This window comes from Shewanella sp. POL2 (assembly GCF_000282755.1).
Lineage (GTDB): Bacteria > Pseudomonadota > Gammaproteobacteria > Enterobacterales > Shewanellaceae > Shewanella > Shewanella xiamenensis.
In genome coordinates this window covers 23934-41203 of the sequence record NZ_AKZL01000007.1, presented here as the reverse complement: position 1 = coordinate 41203, position 17270 = coordinate 23934, and the positions used below count along the sequence as shown (strand labels likewise).

Below are 17270 nucleotides of genomic sequence, written 5' to 3'. Positions count from 1 at the left end.
GTAAAACTAAAATCAAAGATAAACAAATAAATTACAAACCAAATCGATAATACAAACTAGAGCATTTTTAACAGTGATCTATTTCACAAAAAAATATCAAACCGACATAAATATTAATTTAAAATAAACATAGATTTAAAACCCAAGTTTAAAAACTTAGGTAGAAAAATTATATGAAGACGCAAGTTTAAAACCTGAGCTAAAAACCTAGGAGAATAGAGCGTTAAAGCATATATTTAAAAAGCAAAAAAACAAACGACCAAAAACATCAGGCCAATATCAATAATGTGAATTAGCTCAATATATATATAACCACAATCGTTACAATAAAAAAAGCGAGGCACGTTTAAATAAAAATATTTTATAAACTATATAGGATAACTCAGACCATGATTAAAAAACACATTCTATTAGCACTTATAGTTGCATATTCAAGTCAATCATATGCCACAATAATAAATGCAGAAACGTTTAAAAATTTAGACTATAAGAGTGCTGTTACAACAGCACATACACTATACAAAAATAATGAAGGGATAATGATAAAAGTATTACCCGATAGAATAGTTGCAACTTTCTCAGATGGTAAAAGTAGTTCTGTAGCAATACCAAAAGATCAATTCTTTCTTTCAATAGCTCCGTACATTAATAGTTCTCATCCATGTACGAATCATGTTTTAACAGGTTGTACCGGAGAGATAATAAATCAAACAATGAAAGTTGTCATGACTGATACTGACACAGGTGAAACATTAATAGACAAAAAAATGACGACACAACGTGATGGATTTATAGACTTTTGGGTTCCAAAAGATAAAAACTTAGCATTTAATATTTACTATGAAGCAAAAGACGGAAGCAAAAGAGTGGCGAGAGAAGTATTGTCTACTTTCAATAACGATAGAACTTGCATTACAACTATGAAACTTATTTAAAATTAACATTTAAATATGGCTTGTAAAAGGACTGGAATTACTCCGGTCTTTTTTATATAAAAAATGGAAATCCTTTTCCATAAAATATCATGCATTAACATGACGTGAGTCTTTGTGGTTTTCTTGGGAACACTACCTACAAAGGAACTCAAGATAATCCTTTATCTGGTTGATGAAATTCTTATTAGTTACGACCAGTGCACGTGGGTTATTTTCCAACTACCATCCACTTGTTTAATTAACACAAGCGTTTCCATGGTCATCGAGTCAATACTTTTACCCTTATATTCACCTTGGGCGTGACTTATTGACGTTGAAATAGCAATGTCACCCGTAATCGTTATTTGGTGTTCTTTTGGCGTTATGGTTAACCCTTTTAAGTAAGCCATATCCGCAAGCATATGATGATTGGCATAATCCGTAAGTGAACGTTCTACTTTTCCACCTTCATAAATTTGCACATTGGCTGCTAATGACTGCCTAACAATAGCCTCATTGCCCGTTTGTAATGCAGCATGAAATTGTTTGACGACATTACCCGCGGCGGAATCAACACCGATAAACGCTTTTTGTTCTATAGGGTGAGTTTCATCACCATGGGCGAAGCTCAATGAGCTTTGTCCTGCGGACATCAGTAATATCCCGGTCGTTATGAGTATTGTTAAAGGGCTATTTTTCATTTTTATCTCTCTGTTAATTTATAGTGATTATCCAAGGCTCATAGGACCTAGCACGCTCGAAAGTACCGCTGTTGTCGCTAATATCAGTACTGCTATTAATGCTTCTAATCCAATCGATTTTTGTAGTTTTTGTTTTGCGAGTAATGTGTTCGCAATCGTTAATTTAGGTACTAAAACCAATTTATGCCATGCTGCTATAAGCAAAATGATAGCCACCAAACAGAGCTTGATGGTGACCGCAATACCATAATCGGAACTGATTAATTCAGTGGGACTATCAAACAACATCCACACCATTCCCATGCCTGAAAGCAACACTAGAATGACAATCACTATGCCTAAACGACCAAATGTATCCATGACATTTTTTATGACGATGTGGTCATCGGTGCAGCATAATTTCCATAATGGATAAAAAGCGCCTATCCAACTGCCAATGATCAACACGTGTATCAATATTAAGCCTTGAGCAAGCAATCCCAGTTCGGTGCTATGGCCAATAAAAGTAAACGTGACAGCAATTAACAGACAACTGAGAATCGCTAATACCGCAGAAAACGTTTTGATATAACGGTTCTTATGTAACAGTAAACCACTAGCCACTAGCATTAACCCAAAACCGATTAAGCGCCAAAGCACCGTTTGCCCTACCTGGGTTGGCCACAGAAAAGCATGCATCTGCGCATCAAATATTCCCATCAAGCCGTTTTCAGCAAAAGCCCCTACTTGCGCAAAATAATTGATACTAACGGCAATCAATCCCAATACGGCACCTAGGCCGGTATATTTTGCAACGCTAATGCTCAGATTAAGTTGACCCTTAATGAGGTATTGCATCAATGTGCCGCCAATAACAGCGGCAACACTCAGATAGATAACCCATTTAGATATCAACACCGATATTTCAAATACGGTTAATATCATGTTTACTCATCCACTTATTGATGTGCAGTGTGCTCGCTAGTCTCATGCTCCATTGTCATAGGCGGTGCACTGCGAGTGTTCATGCCAGAGTCGTGAAGCATAAAGCTCATGTTGCCTTTCATCTTATGACCGTCATCACCCATGATCATCCAGTTAACCGTGTAATTAGCTGCGCTTAATGCTGGTAGAGCGAATGAAAATGCTGCTTGGCTGGTCGCACTTGAAGGTAATGTTAGCGGTACGCTTTGCTGCTTCTCATCTTGCATTGTTAATTTGACCAAACGTACCGGAGCCGTAAAGGTCAGTTCAAGCGTTGTTGGTGCTTGACTTAGCATGGCACCGTTAGTGGGCATAGAACTGCCCAGTCCGACATGAGCAAATGCTGAAGCACTCAGGAATAGACTTGTTACGACTAAAACGTTGTTAAATAATTTCATGATATTTCCTTTTATATTGTTTTTAACGATCGAAAAACGGTTTACATAAATGATTTAATATTGGCTTAGCTAACATCTTGGCGCCAAGCTTATAACTCAGTGTACGAACGAGGTCTTAGAACCACGCGCTAAAACCAATAACAAACTGGGTTTCTTGTGTATCTTCCCCTTCACTTCGGGCGTAATCGGCGGTATTACCGAGCTTCTGACGCCAATCAACACCGATATAGGGTGCGAACTCTCGAACAATCTCGTATCTCAATCGCAGCCCTGCACTGACGTCAGATAAGCCTGAGCCTATTCCAAGTTCAGCATCGTCCTTACCAAATAAATTAACTTCTACTTCAGGTGTGAGTATCAATTTTTGAGTGATTAACAGTTCATATTCCGCACTCAACCGCATAGCCGTACGGCCTTGTTCACCGATGAATAAGGCCGCGTCAATATCAAAAAAATATGGCGCTAACCCTTGAACCCCAATCACAGCCCAATTACGGTTCGGCGTCGGTTTGATATCGGTTTTAATACCGAATTGTACATCCCAGTATGGTGCGATGGGCTTACTGTAAAGAGCCTGAATTTCAAGGTCTTGCTTATCACTATTTGAATATTCACCTTCGGTTTTAAGCCACAACTTATTCAAATCGTAACCTAACCAGGCTTGTGCACTAAACTGGGTAGGATCTTGCGGATCCACGCCTTTTTCAAATTGATCCAGCATGACTTTTGTTAATAGAGGATCATCATTACCGCCGGCAAACACAGCTGAGCTAGCCAATGAGGCGCTCAGACTCAACAGTCCCAATGCCACTAAATTCGTTTTATTCATCTGTATTCCCCTTATTTCACCACGACTTTTCTGAACATGCCTGGCATGTGGAATAACAAGTGGCAATGATATGCCCATTGCCCTTTTGCATCGGCGGTGACTAAGTAACTGATCTTAGAACCCGGCTGAACTAATACCGTGTGCTTACGGGGAATAAAATCAGGGTCGCCTGTCTCTAACTCACTCCACATACCATGCAAATGCATAGGGTGAGTCATCATCGTGTCGTTCACTAAGGTGATCCGCAGTCTTTCTCCGTATTCAAACTCTAATGGCGCGGCGTCCATAAATTTCACCCCATTCACAGACCACATATATCGGTTCATATTGCCGGTTAAATGCAGTTGAATTTCGCGGCTAGGTTGGCGCGTGTCGTAGGTAGGATGTAAGCCTTTAATATCGCCATAAGTTAATACTTTGCGATTAAATTGTTGTTGATGGTCACGCAATCCAATCCCGGGATCGTGTAAACCACTTTTTGGCGCATCTGCACGCATATCCACTTGTGGGCCGAACTCGGTGTCAATGTGTTTAATTTCATTGTTACTGCCAAAGCCTGCAAGCCCTAGTCCTGAGACTGTCGCTTTCGCAGCGTCCATGGCCATTTTGCTGTGATCCATGCCTGACATATCACCGCCACCCATAGCCATCTTGCTGTGATCCATGCCTGACATATCACCGCTGCCCATAGCCATCTTGCTATGATCCATGCCTGACATATCACCGCCGTCCATAGCCATCTTGCTGTGATCCATGCCTGACATATCACCGCCACCCATAGCCATCTTGCTGTGATCCATGCCTGACATATCACCAGCGCCCATGTCCATTTTGCTATGATCCATACCGCTCATATCCATATCACTCATATCCATGCCCATATCACTGTGGCCAAGGACTGGCCTTGGATCCATTGGGGGAATAGGAGCATGTAAACTGGCATCTGAGGTAAGGTTACCTACCGTAAAGCCGGTGCGGTCAATACTTTGAGCGAAAATACAATAGGCATTATCAACCTCTGGCTCAATAACCACATCATAGGTTTCAGCAACACCGATTCGAAATTCATCCACAGATACCGGTTGAATGTTCTGACCATCACTGGCGACAACACTCATTTTGAGACCCGGTATACGTACATCAAATATGGTCATAGCAGAACTATTTATAAAGCGTAAGCGCACCTTCTCACCTTGTTCAAACAACCCTTGCCAGCCCTGTTGCGGAGGATTGCCATTCATTAAATAGGTGTAAGTTGAACCCGTAACATCAGATATGTCTCTGTCACTCATGCGCGCGTTATTCCACATCGAACGAGCGTTCCACGTATTGGCTAAGCCATTTTTATTCACGTCAGAGAAAAAATCCATTACCGTACGCTCACGGTAATTATAGTAATCGGCTTGTTTCTTTAATTTGGCATAAATGTTTTCAGGGGCTTCGTCAGACCAATCAGACAGCATGATCACATAGTCACGGTCATATATAACCGGATCGGGGGTCGCTGGATCAATCACAATAGCGCCGAATAAACCGGTTTGTTCTTGATAGCCTGAATGACTGTGATACCAATATGTGCCACTTTGCTGGACGGTAAATTGATACTCAAATGTTTCACCGGGTTTAATGCCATCAAAGCTAAAGCCAGGCACACCGTCCATTTCGGTGGGTAAAATAATACCGTGCCAGTGAATAGAGCTATCATGGTCGAGATTATTTTTTACTCTTAAGGTGACTGTTTCACCTTCTTTCCAACGTAATAACGGCGCGGGCAGTAATTGGTTTACCACAGTAGCTCGAGCAGATTTCCCGGTAAAATTAACCATTTTATAGTCAATTGTTAAGTCAAACACTTTGCCAGAGAGCTGGCTCAACGATTGGCTTAACGCATTGGCAACGGCATTTTTAGGGAAAGGGATCGACATCAATGCCAACATGGCGGATGCACCAAACACAAACCGGCGTCGGCTGTTGTTGAGTTCACTGTTTGTCATTTGAATCATGGGTTTTATCATGTATTGCGATTTCATTGTACAGACTCCTCAAGCGAGTTCACTTGGGCGTAAACTTCACTACTGCCATCTTTTTTCAACAGTAAGACTTGATATGGCATAAATTTATCTTGGTACTCCATGCCAGGGCTGCCCACTGGCATAGCGGGTACGGTTAAGCCGATAGCATCTTTAGGAGGGGTGGCTAAAAAACGACTAATGAATTTTGCAGGGACATGCCCTTCAAACACATAACCTTGAGATGACACAGCGGTATGGCAAGATTGCATTGAAGCAGGAATGCCCTTTGACTGTTTAAACTCATAAAGGTTGTTAATATTGTGGGCACTAACACTAAATCCACGCTCACTAATATGCGTTAGCCATTTCTCACAACAGCCGCAATTAGCATCTTTATAAACGGTGAGTAATGGCTCCGTAGTGCCGGGCTCTGCTGCACGGGCAATTAATATCCCTCCCATAGTTTGCAGAATAAAAATAGTACCTATGACACGAAAAAAACTAATAGAATTGCGATATAGAGCAGACATAATATTGCCTCCAAATCAAATTTCGTCACATTAAACAACGCGGTTTAATGTCAGTTTATTAACCAAAAGGTTAAAAAATTGAAACTACATGATTGGCTAGGACAGCTAGCAAAAAAAAGGCGTAACTGTGCCTATGTTAGGCAAATATTGGAGGACGGTATAAAGAAGAACGATACTGAGGCATTAGTGCTGAGGTAAACATTGTTGCAGCATTAACTAAATTGACTTCTGATTTAAGCGTTGGCATCGCCATCGTTAAAGCGACTGATAAACATGATCCGACAGGACAATGGCACGCTTGGGCGCAGCAACTATCATCCGCACCATCACTCATATCCATGTTCATGTTCATTTGCATACTAGCGTCATGACATGCTTTGCCATTTTCAGCAGGCATATTTGAAGTCGTCATTGAATTCATTGGCATAGTACCAGGCATAATCACAGACGCAAAAGTTTGACCGACAAACGTCAGTAAAACAAACATCATGATTAAGTGGATTCTACGCAAAATATATCTCCAACGATTTTCAAATAATAGTAGTGAAAAATACTGCATTTAGCAATGAAAATTTATTTGAAAAACATAATTCCCGATCCCGATTTCAGATAATAAGTGCGACATTCATGGAAAGGTGTAGAAGAGGAAGCCAACTGCTAAAAGTGGGACGCTCTTCTCGCCAAAGAAACAAGCAGTACTACCATGAATTATCAGCAGTTGACCGAAGGCAGAAGATACCAGATTTCTGCTCTTTTGGAACGGGGGATTTCAGTTTCTGAGATTGCTAAAACCGTTCAGTGCCATCGCTCCACGGTATATCGGGAGCTTAAACGTGGCAGAAAGGGCAGTCATTATTGCCCAAACGAAGCTCAGGTGTTATCACTCAAAAAACGCACATTAGCGCGTAAATACAGAATACCTCAGGAGCGTGTTGATTTTATCCGCCTCCTTTTAGAAGCGGATTGGAGTCCAGAGCAGATTTCCAGTGTATTAACTAAAGTCGGTGCCGCTGTCAGCTATGAGTGGATCTACCGATTTGTTGCGCAGGATAAACGCTCGGGTGGCAAGTTATATCGCCACTTGAGGCAAGGTCACAAGCGGTATCGTCGCGGTAAAAAAGAGAAAGCACCAGCGATCAAAAATGCGGTTTCTATCGATGATAGGCCAAGCATCGTTGACAGTAAGGAGCGATTTGGTGATTGGGAAATCGACACCGTATTAGGCAAGCACGGCACGGGGGCGATGGTGACTATTTTAGAGCGTAAAACACGATTTTACTTGGTGAAGAAAGTGCCATCCAAGTCAGCGGATGATGTCACTAGAGCAACCATAGAACTACTCATGCCTTACAAGGAGCATGTCCATACCATCACGGCAGATAACGGGAGAGAGTTTGCAGGCCATGAAACCATCGCAAAGGAGTTGGAGGCTGATGTTTACTTTGCCCACCCTTATAGTTCTTGGGAGCGTGGAGCCAATGAGAATGCTAACGGTCTTTTAAGGCAATATGTGAAGAAAGGAACCGACCTAACAACGGTAACAGACAGTGATATTGAATTCGCTTTATCGCGGATAAATTATCGACCGAAAAAGTGTTTAGATTTCAAGCAACCAGCGATTGTCTTTAAAGAAATGGTATTGGCTGCTTGATATTGGCGAGTGTCGCACTTCGCAGTTGAATTCGGGACAAACCTATCCAGTCGAACGAATTTCATTCGATTATGGATGATTTATATCAATCAATAATCTCGCATTAAGTCGACTTAAGAACAAAATAGCTAAATGTTAACAGAATTTACAAAGCATAATCTCACCCTGTGATACTCTGTGAGTTAGGGAGATATTTATGCCCGAACATGGATAAATGCAGCGTGTAACAACATCGGTGCAAAGGCAGCTTGCTAGCCACCTTTGGTTGACGAGCTAAGCGTGTAGCGAGATGTTATCACGTGAACCAGACTAGGCAAGTCTGATTCACTGAGCTAAAAAAATAATGATACAGGCACACCAAAGCGCTGACTGAGTGCTTCTATGTGGTGTCTATTAAGCTTCTTTCCTTCTGCGGGGCGTTGTTGCCTAAATGAATGAACCTTCCGTCTGTGTGAGTAGAATAAAGTTTCATACTAAGTAATAAAGAATCATACTGAGTATTAAAGATTCATACTTAAATGGCAGCGATCAGAGTACACTGCCATTTCTAAAACGTTTATGCCCCAAAACGTGTTAACGTAATTACTCTATAGGTCGGCTTTGAGCGAATAGCAGACGATGGCCCGGCAAATTTGTGCAAAAACCGAATGTCCGATACACATTTATAGCGGACATTCATTTTTAAGACATGGTTCTCAAAAAAATTTGATATGGAAAGTCACCACCGATCTACATGCCCCAATGCGCTTTCCTCCAGCTTTAACTGAATTAATGAGGACATTAGTGGCAGCTTCGAGGTCTAGAAATTAGGCCACGTATTTCGGCGGGGTATGAGTCGGACATAGCTGGGTATGTCGCGAAAATATTATCGTAGTAGCTAACACATCTAGATTAAAGAAATGATAACCCATATCTTTTAGCATTTTTAAATGTTACTTTTCAGATAAATTCTTGTAGGTATCCATGATAGATGCAATTGATACCGATGTATCAGGAAGTCTGATATTAATACTTCCAACCTGTTCCGCTCTTGCTAGCACAGCGGCAACACTATCGGGTACTCCCTGTGTTTCTTTACCCAGCAAGTCATAAGTTGATAGAAGATCTTCAATATTTGGAATTTTTTCGATCTCTGAAAGATTAATATTTATTGTATTATCATTAGTACCACTCTAGTACACATACTAAAGTAAATAAAAAACAGTAATGACAACCAATTTATTAGCTTACTTAGTTACCTTTGACATAATAAGAACCATTAACTATATACTTAATTACTATAACTGTCGGGGAAGGTGTTTTGGCTTACGTTCTAAAGAGGCATGTAAACTATAAAGCGAATCAGTCAGCTTTAATGGTTACTCTTCCGGCAATTTTTACTGAAAAGGGTCTCCTTGTATCGTATCTTAGATTCCTCTATTCAAAACGTCACAGATCTCAATCTTGGATTGAACGAAATGTATTTGCAATAGAACTACTACTGAAATTTATTAATGCCCATGTAAATACTTCTACTTCGGCCACGGAGATGCTTCGCTCTTTTGTCGATACCCTTTGCTTTGGTTCTATAGATAACTCAAACGATGACCAATCTGGTTTGTACTGGCAATCAAGAAGGGTTGAAGATGTTAACGTACTACTTGGCCACATCAACTTCTATTGCGACTATCTAGATGAACTTCATGGTCATGAGCTACCCAATTTAAATCCATTAAGAAAAGCCACTACAGCTGAAGAGAGAATGCGCTGGTGCGCTTACTATAAACGTCAGTCAAACTGTTTCTTAAACCATCTTAGCAATCCATCAAAACATCAATCCTCTGTGGTGCGCAACATTCAAGGCCCCTTGAATCATTTACTGGCGATTGAATCAGTACATCGTTTCCCAGAAAAACATTTCGAACGTTTCTTACAATATGGTTTTCTCAATACCCGAACCGGCTACATGGATTTCGGGAGCCTGTTAATTGTGATGCTGATGCATTATGGCGGATTAAGATTATCTGAATGTTTTCATATCTATACAAGTGACATTGCTATTGATACTAAAAATGGATCTGCAATAGTTTCGGTTTTTCATCCTAGTGATGGTGTAAGTCCTGAACCAGGGTTTTCAAATCGCAGAGACTACTTAAACTGTCGCTTTCATCAAAAGCCACGTAATGAATACAAACGATCCCATAAGCTGTATTCCGGCTGGAAGCAACCTCTGCTAACAAATCGAAACCTATCATTTGATGTAATGTTATTTCCTAATAGCAAAGCAAGTGAGTTCACTTGGTTACTGCAGCAATACCTAGCTGTAAGAGTTGATGGAGCTCATCCATATCTTTTTACCAACTCAAAAGGTGAGCCAGAGTCAAAGAAAAACTTCATTCAAAAACACAAGCGGGCTGTGGAGCGGGTTGGTCTTGTATCAGGGAAACATCTCGGCACCAGCCAACACTCTCACAGGCATTCCTATGGTTATCGACTAGCAACATCAGGCTTCAACCAATTAGAAATACAAAAAGCGATGCATCATAAAAGTCCCGATAGTTGTCTTGTCTATATAAAACCACAAGACAAAGAAATTAGAGACAAGGCGAGAGAGCTTGGATTATGAGAAAAAACTTCTATCCCACTTTAGCTGAGGCCCAACGGGCAGTAGAGGTATTGACCATCACCAGTGTAACGAATTATCAAGATCGTTATCGGGAAGACCCACGCCTTCCTTCCGGCCCACATAATGTCTATAACAGCGAATGGAAAAGCTGGCCAGCATTTTTAGGGAAGGAAGTGAAAATCCATTATCAGACTCTAACTGAGGCTCAAAAAGCCGCACAAGCATTGGGGATTGCTAAATGGTCAGAATACAAGCTACGTTACAAGGAAGATCCGCTCTTACCCTCTTGCCCTCACCATATATATAAGCAAGACTGGCAAAACTGGCCAACATTTCTCGGTATGGAAGCAAAAAATTTCTACGCTACAATTCTTGAAGCCATGCACGCCATACAGATATTAGGTATCTCCACACAGCCAGAATATGCACGACGTTACCGTGAAGATCAACGTTTACCCTCTTGCCCTCATATCGCCTACAAGAATGAATGGAAAAACTGGCTAAAATTTCTGGGAAAGGAAGTGAAAAACTTCTATCCAACCCTTACTGACGCACAAGAAGCCACAAAAAAATTAGGCATATCCACACAGCAAGAATACACACTGCGCCACAGTAAAGATCCACGTTTACCCGCTTGCCCTAATCAAACCTATAAGCAAGACTGGAAAAACTGGCCAGCATTTCTGGGCAAAAAGAGAAAAAATTTCTATCCATCTTATATCGAAGCTCAAAAAGCCGCACAACTGCTCGACATACATACCCGAGCTGAATATAACAAGCGCTACCATGAAGACCCACGCTTACCCTCTTCCCCCGATAACTTCTACAGCCAAGATTGGCAAAACGTGAAGGCATTTCTTGGCATAAAGGAAAAAAATACTACCTCACTTACGCCGAAGCACAGAAAGCTACGTTAATGTTAGGCATCACTAAATCATGTGAATATTATCAACGGTACAAGGAAGATCCTCTCTTACCAGCAACCCCAAGTAACATCTATAAACAAGACTGGAAAAACTGGTCAAGATTCCTAGGTCAGGAAAAAAAATGCTTATATCCCACCTTAATCGAGGCTCAAGATGCCACACGAAATCTAGGAATAAATACACAATTAGACTATAAACAACGTTATCGTGAAGACCCTAGGTTGCCATCTAATCCACATAATTACTATGTTCATCAATGGCAAAATTGGCAGAACTTCTTAGGTGAAAGAAAGAGATTTTACTCCAATCTCGCTGATGCTCAGCAAGCTACACAGAAATTGAGCATCATTACACAGCAAGAGTACAACCTGCGTTATAGTGAAGATCCACTTCTACCTGCTACTCCCAATAGGGTTTATGCTCAAGATTGGACAGGGTGGCCAACATTTCTCTTACCTAAAAAAATAACGTGCATAGAATGTTTAAAAAAAGCATGCAGAACTCTTGGCATAAAAGATTCTCGACATTACCGACAAACACAAAAACAATACAAACAATTACCTGTAAACCCAAATAGAAAATTTACAAATTGGATAGATTGGTTCGATCTGTTAGATATCCCTCGTCCATACCCATATGAAAAACTGCGCTCGATAGTTATAGAGCAAAAATGTCGTACTCTGGCAGATTATAAAAAAATGCGCGTAAAGCTAAATGATCCCCATATTCCTGCATCCCCGATTGAGTTATACAGAGGAAAAGGGTGGACAAATACATTTGACTTCTTCGGCACTACAAGACCATATCAAGTCAAGTATTTTGAGCCACAGTGGAAAGGATGGGCCAACTCGATAACCGAATTTTTAAAATCTGCAAAGGGGGGGGACACCAAAGCAAAAGATCTTTGTGAGTTTGTTCGAGAATATATTGAGCCTAATAACCTTGACACTTCACCACTGGAATACTTAATCAGAGGAAAAACCAACATTCAACCAATGCTCAAATTGTTTGAAAAAGTTCCTATTACACGTAAAAAGAAGTGGCTTTTTTCAATCAATGAATATTTAAACTGGATAATTGTTAATTTTCTAACGATTGAAGATGAAGATACGGGAGAGATATCTCGTATAAAAGGAGCCAAAAATCCTTTTTCACATGTCAATTTCGATGGTGAGCAAATACCAGTATCAATCAATGAGACGAACAAACTAGCCCTACCCTATCAATTCGTAAAAGACGCCAGAGAATGGATCCTACCTCCGAACTCAATGCTCAACCAGACTAGCTACTCAGAACTGCATCACCTTCATAAGTTCTCTGCTGACTGGATTCTTATCGATGATTCATTCCCCATTGACCCCTCAGATCCTGACTGTGTTACTAAAGTTGAAGGTGAAAAAACGTTCCTATGGTTGCCTATTTATTGGTCCTATACCTATGCATTAATGCAGTTACCAGCTAGGGGAAGGCAAATAATTTATTGCGACTCAGGTGAAGCAGATACAGAGATGCCTGACATTCAAAATGGTACTGTCGTATGGCAAGAGAACTTAAGTCATTTAGCGGGTCTCACCACACGTCAAAGCATGGTCAGCAAAACAAAAGATAATGACTTTGGTGTTTACTACACTTCAAATAAGACTAACTTCAACGGCGAAGGTTATGCCATCCCATTTATGCCACTGGAGTTAGCTTACTGGCTGATAAAGTTAAGAAAATGGCAAGAAAAATACAACCCTATCGTAGCACCGACAAAATGGCTTGATTGCACCCGAACTAACTTAAATGAGATCCAAAGAAAACAAAAAGGTATTAACTGTTTCCTCTTTCGAGACTTTCAAGAAAACGAACCAGGTACATTTGGTGGACGCTTAGCAACAAGGCTGGCAGCAGCACTATTTTCCTCATCAGGAGAGCAGTTGGATTCCGCAACCTATAACGGACAAAACTATAAAGAGAGCTACAAACAACTACAACAATTACAGAGTATCCCTATTTCACGCTTTAAGTCGCAATATACGCCTCATTCCATGCGAGTAAGCCTGATCAATGCTTATGCTTATGAATTCGGCATGCCACTAGAAGTGATAATGAAGCTAGTCGGGCACTCGTCTATTATCATGTCTATCTACTACATAAAAAGTGGCAAAACAGGCGCAAATATTCGAGAACGACTAGAGGTCGGAGAAAAGCAAGCATTAAGCAAAAGCACAGATACATTAAGAAGTTTCATAGAGGCTCAACGAATTGAGCAGTGTAAAAGCCAGTTGGTAGCAAATAGCCAAGAATTTCTGCAAACCATAGATAATGTTCGGCCAGCTTCAAGCTATCTATTTAAAGATTTTGGCATGTGCCCTGTTGGTGGCGCTTTTTGTAGCGAAGGCGGGGCTCCAGTGGCAATGAAAGCGAATATCTACCACCCAGTCAATGCGGGGTACCTAGGGGAGCAAAATTGCATTCAATGCAGATTCTTTGTTACTGGACCAGCCTTTATGATGGGACTAGCGGCACTGTTTAATGAAATAAGCTTAGCTGTTAATACTCAATCACATCGCTACGCAAAGTTAGAAGGCGAGCTAAGTCAAACTGTAACCCAAATCGATGTGATCTCACATGAAATCTATCAACAAAAATCCCACAATGAGCAATTGGATAAACTCGAAAAGGAGAAAGGACAACTCCAAGCCGAAAGACGGAAACTAAATTCCGAGATAGAGACTAGAGCGAAGAAAATGGACTTATATATGTCTGATATGAATTCCATCCATAAACACCTGATTAGCTGCAAAAACGTTATCAACCAAGAAAAGCCTCGAAACAGTTCCAAGCTGCATTTGATCGTACCTCATGAGTTTGAAATAAATATTAAGCTGGATGATGTCAGTGGTTTCCAGCAGCTATCTGAAGTATGTGAAAATGCCGAACTCTATCATAGCTGTAGCGACGAATTAGCCGTAACCAGACGCAGTCAGGCTCTCGATAAAGTATTGATTCAAAATGGGTTGAACCCACAGTTTGTGTTCCTTAGTGAAGAGCAACAACTAGCTGTTGGCAATCAAATGACTCAACTAATGCTCACAAGACTGCAAAGCTGGGAAAAGATCGATAAGCTTATTAATGGCAGTCTAGGGTTAAACGACTTCACAGAGACCGATGCGTTATCGACACGTGATATCAAAGAGTTATTCGCAAAATCTACCCCTCTAAAGTTGGTAAATTAATATGTCAGAAATCTCCCCTCAAATAGTACTTGAACAACTAAAGAAGACGGTCTCTTCACGCATTCAGAGTTCACTAGATGCTATTTATCAAATTTGCATTGAACAGCAAGAAAGAGGGCTAAGCGAATTTGGCTATTCTACTATTGCACGGCTTGGAAAGGGCCGTGGAGTCCCAGCAGCTCAGAGCATTCGCAATAAAACAGGAGAACCATATAGAACACTTATTGCTAGCTTCGTAAAAACCATAGAAAAATCTGAAAAATCGAACACAACAACAAGCAAAAGTAAACGCTACGCATGGATTGATGAACTAAAAGATCCTGTTGTAAAACTTCAAGCTAACATCCTCTATTCTCAGAAAATTGCAGCGGAAAAATTAGCAGAAGAAATCGCACCAATCGATCAAGTTATTGAGATATTTGACGGCGATTCATCCGCATCAACAACCGCTAAACTCACCAACTTGGAACGTGATGCTTTAGAGCACCTAATCTCATCGGAGTTTTTGCGCCGACAACGATTGGAGCTAGGCCCAAATGGAAGTATATTAACCGTCGATAAACAAGAGACATTTTTCCCTGTTGCAACCTTAGATGCGATTAAAAAAGCATTACAGTATTTGTAAACAAGGACTAGGAATACACCGTTGAAAACCAACCTAATTACCCGAGAAGGGTTCGAGAAACTCAATAAAGAACTTAATTACCTCTGGCGTGAGTACAGACCTGAAATAACGAAGAAAGTGACTTGGGCAGCGAGTCTTGGTGATCGCTCAGAGAATGCTGATTACAAGGAAAACAAGAGATTACTTAGACAAATTGATTCGCGTGTGCGTTATCTGAGAAAACGCATTGAAGCTGTGAAGGTTGTCGAATATTCCCCCCAACAAGATGGAAAAATATTTTTTGGTGCTTGGGTACAAATCGAAAATGATGCGGGTGATACAAAGAACTTCCGTATAGTTGGCCCTGACGAGATCTATGGTAGAAATGACTATATTTCGATCGATGCGCCAATGGCTCGTGCTTTGCTGAAAAAAGAAGTAGATGACGAAGTTGTGGTCAGTACACCATTAGGTGAGCATACCTGGTATGTAAATTCTATTTCCTACAAAAATCCTCAAAAAGAGAATGGAAAATAGAAAAATCTTTTAAAAACAAAATAATGATGAAAACCAGCGGGTGAAATCCTAATCATCGAAATACGCAACTCACGGATTTGGGTGACTTCTCAGCGTGACTCCAGTATCAGAAATACCGAAAGTTCTATATCTGAAAAATGGTGATGAGTTCTTTGCTATTTGTGGACAAATACACGGTGAATTCACCCTCAAGAAGGGAAATCCCTAATTGTTAACCAAGGTTTGTAGTCTGCATGCTGGCCACCACCTCAACCTTCCTTTATCCACTATCCACTTGGCAAATTGCTGCTCTGAACAGCCATTTAATCGTGAAGCCATAAAAAACCACCGATATTAGCTCGTTAGTCGAGCATAATGACGATGGTTTTAGTATGCAACTTTATTACCTCTCTTTTTTAGAGCTGATGAGCTTATAGTACTATCAACCTAAACGGTAATATTGGTGCTTTCTTTTTGAGTTATGCTTCCAACTTTTTGCTACATCAAAGACATGTGAAGGGTAATCATCCCAAGAATCTGCTAGCAGTTTCCCACGAGCAGCACGAAGTTTAACTGGATACCCCTTGCATTCAATCAAATGCATGAAGTAAAAACTTTTTTCTTGTTTAGTACTAAAATATTTATGGAAACCGCTACGAATAGTGGGATATCGCCACCATAAATATTTTGACTGTTCCTCATTAATAGTCTGTATGTAATGTGATTTTAGCTTTTTCATACACCCTCCAGGTTTACGTTACCTAGAAGGGGTCCTCTTCAAAATAGTTCATAGATTCACTCTCACTTATATAATGTATAAATCAGGCCTAATCCCAATCACATTCAGGACTCCCAAGCTCCGGACCAACTGGGGCACCTAACGCACCTTACAACTTTCTCTTTTTGCACCATGCAATCGCAATTTTATCAAACACATCAGCAGGAATTTCAGCGTCTAGCTTTCCGAAAAATTTACCTTCGGCATTCGACTCATAAATTATTTTGAAATCAATAGGATTGGTTATCTCAATAACGGCAGGATTGTCATTATCCTTGTCGAAGGTGATTTCCTGATAAAGTCCAAAAAGCTCATTATCTTGATAGACCCACTCTTTGGTACTCATATATCAATACCTCAACTAATCGATTTCTTATGAGTGTAACACCAATTTATCAAAGTAAATTATCGCTTTATCTATTACTATGGTTTACCCAACTTGAAAACACTTTGTCATCCACCCTTATGTACTCTCTATGTTTTGGGACATAAGTGGGCTAACCCCATCAGCTAGCAGATGTTGGACAAAACCTTCTTAGAGTTAAAATTCTAACAATCTTTCGCCTGATAAGTTTTTCTTGTGATTAAATGTGATTATATTGGGGAAACTCTTAACCCTACC

At 40.5% G+C, this 17270-nt stretch carries 16 protein-coding genes; 7 read left to right on the top strand and 9 right to left on the bottom strand.

The window, feature by feature from the left end:
- Positions 1-389: 389 nt before the first annotated feature.
- On the top strand, positions 390-935 hold the full coding sequence (locus tag SHEWPOL2_RS02985; protein WP_011711628.1) for a CueP family metal-binding protein: 546 nt from the start codon (positions 390-392) through the stop codon (positions 933-935).
- 188 nt (positions 936-1123) lie between these two features.
- On the opposite strand, the gene SHEWPOL2_RS02980 is transcribed toward SHEWPOL2_RS02985, so the two are convergent.
- The 7 genes from SHEWPOL2_RS02980 to SHEWPOL2_RS02950 form a co-directional block, all read right to left on the bottom strand.
- On the bottom strand, positions 1124-1567 hold the full coding sequence (locus SHEWPOL2_RS02980; RefSeq protein ID WP_037426042.1) for a nuclear transport factor 2 family protein: 444 nt from the start codon (positions 1565-1567) through the stop codon (positions 1124-1126).
- A 75-nt stretch (positions 1568-1642) separates the two neighbouring features.
- A complete protein-coding gene (locus SHEWPOL2_RS02975) occupies positions 1643-2380 on the bottom strand; it encodes a CopD family protein (RefSeq protein WP_239642732.1) in 738 nt (245 codons plus the stop codon).
- Between the two features lie 173 nt (positions 2381-2553).
- On the bottom strand, positions 2554-2976 hold the full coding sequence (locus SHEWPOL2_RS02970) for a copper resistance CopC family protein (protein ID WP_037425940.1): 423 nt from the start codon (positions 2974-2976) through the stop codon (positions 2554-2556).
- Positions 2977-3091: 115 nt separating this feature from the next.
- On the bottom strand, positions 3092-3805 hold the full coding sequence (locus tag SHEWPOL2_RS02965) for a copper resistance protein B (protein WP_011711624.1): 714 nt from the start codon (positions 3803-3805) through the stop codon (positions 3092-3094).
- 11 nt (positions 3806-3816) lie between these two features.
- Positions 3817-5835 carry a copper resistance system multicopper oxidase gene (locus tag SHEWPOL2_RS02960; RefSeq protein ID WP_083848294.1) on the bottom strand — a complete coding sequence of 673 codons (2019 nt, stop codon included), beginning with the start codon at positions 5833-5835 and terminating at the stop codon, positions 3817-3819.
- Positions 5832-6347 (bottom strand): DUF411 domain-containing protein, encoded by a 516-nt coding sequence (locus SHEWPOL2_RS02955; RefSeq protein ID WP_011711622.1) that lies wholly within the window; start codon positions 6345-6347, stop codon positions 5832-5834. The genes SHEWPOL2_RS02960 and SHEWPOL2_RS02955 overlap by 4 nt, the downstream gene beginning before the upstream one ends.
- A 136-nt stretch (positions 6348-6483) precedes the next feature.
- On the bottom strand, positions 6484-6837 hold the full coding sequence (locus SHEWPOL2_RS02950; protein ID WP_239642731.1) for a hypothetical protein: 354 nt from the start codon (positions 6835-6837) through the stop codon (positions 6484-6486).
- A gap of 213 nt (positions 6838-7050) precedes the next feature.
- Here SHEWPOL2_RS02950 and SHEWPOL2_RS02945 point away from each other — a divergent pair, with 213 nt between their 5' ends.
- From SHEWPOL2_RS02945 to greB, 6 genes are all read left to right on the top strand, one after another.
- The gene (locus SHEWPOL2_RS02945) at positions 7051-7998 is read left to right on the top strand and encodes an IS30 family transposase (protein WP_037425934.1); all 948 of its coding nucleotides are present in this window, start codon (positions 7051-7053) and stop codon (positions 7996-7998) included.
- Between the two features lie 1300 nt (positions 7999-9298).
- Entirely contained in the window at positions 9299-10603 is a 1305-nt protein-coding gene (gmtY, locus tag SHEWPOL2_RS02940; RefSeq protein WP_037425931.1) for a gamma-mobile-trio recombinase GmtY, read from the top strand.
- Positions 10600-11520: an integrase repeat-containing protein gene (locus SHEWPOL2_RS23145; RefSeq protein ID WP_037425929.1), complete on the top strand. Its 921-nt coding sequence runs from the start codon at positions 10600-10602 to the stop codon at positions 11518-11520. Before gmtY ends, SHEWPOL2_RS23145 begins: the two co-directional genes overlap by 4 nt.
- Positions 11439-14750, top strand: a complete 3312-nt coding sequence (locus SHEWPOL2_RS02930) for a VPA1269 family protein (RefSeq protein WP_239642730.1) — start codon at positions 11439-11441, stop codon at positions 14748-14750. The genes SHEWPOL2_RS23145 and SHEWPOL2_RS02930 overlap by 82 nt, the downstream gene beginning before the upstream one ends.
- Before the next feature lies 1 nt (position 14751).
- The gene (gene gmtX, locus SHEWPOL2_RS02925) at positions 14752-15375 is read left to right on the top strand and encodes a gamma-mobile-trio protein GmtX (RefSeq protein ID WP_050991297.1); all 624 of its coding nucleotides are present in this window, start codon (positions 14752-14754) and stop codon (positions 15373-15375) included.
- A gap of 21 nt (positions 15376-15396) precedes the next feature.
- A complete protein-coding gene (gene greB / locus SHEWPOL2_RS02920) occupies positions 15397-15891 on the top strand; it encodes a transcription elongation factor GreB (RefSeq protein WP_037425926.1) in 495 nt (164 codons plus the stop codon).
- Between the two features lie 421 nt (positions 15892-16312).
- Here greB and SHEWPOL2_RS02915 read toward each other — a convergent pair whose 3' ends face one another.
- Both SHEWPOL2_RS02915 and SHEWPOL2_RS02910 read right to left on the bottom strand, forming a co-directional pair.
- The gene (locus tag SHEWPOL2_RS02915; protein WP_037425924.1) at positions 16313-16609 is read right to left on the bottom strand and encodes a hypothetical protein; all 297 of its coding nucleotides are present in this window, start codon (positions 16607-16609) and stop codon (positions 16313-16315) included.
- Between the two features lie 148 nt (positions 16610-16757).
- Positions 16758-16994 (bottom strand): hypothetical protein, encoded by a 237-nt coding sequence (locus SHEWPOL2_RS02910; protein ID WP_050991296.1) that lies wholly within the window; start codon positions 16992-16994, stop codon positions 16758-16760.
- Between the last annotated feature and the right edge of the window lie 276 nt (positions 16995-17270).